A 296-nucleotide genomic window follows, 5' to 3' on the forward strand; every position below is an offset into this window, starting at 1 on the left:
TTGATGCGCATTCCAGTGTTCAATCGCGATAGCGCGACCGGCTGGGGCCAGACAAATGAGAGCCTGAAGGTGCTGACGGAGGGCCTTCTGCCGCAAGATCAAGAGTTCCTCAAAGATCGTGGCGGCATATTCCTGAATGGTGACTTGCACCACCCGCATCCGTCCTTCACCGAAGGAACTTATGACGGGCGTTATCTCTATGCCAATGACAAGGCCAATACGCGTGTCTGCCGCATCCGTCTTGATGTGATGAAATGCGACAAGATCATTCAGCTTCCGAACCAGCATACCGTGCA

The 296-nt window shown here is 53.7% G+C and carries 1 pseudogene; it reads left to right on the top strand.

The annotated features are described in order from the left end of the window. Positions 1 to 296, top strand: a pseudogene (locus HWX93_RS22820) (TAT-dependent nitrous-oxide reductase); the annotation flags it as partial.

The sequence above is a fragment of the Brucella tritici genome (assembly GCF_902825325.1).
Lineage (GTDB): Bacteria > Pseudomonadota > Alphaproteobacteria > Rhizobiales > Rhizobiaceae > Brucella.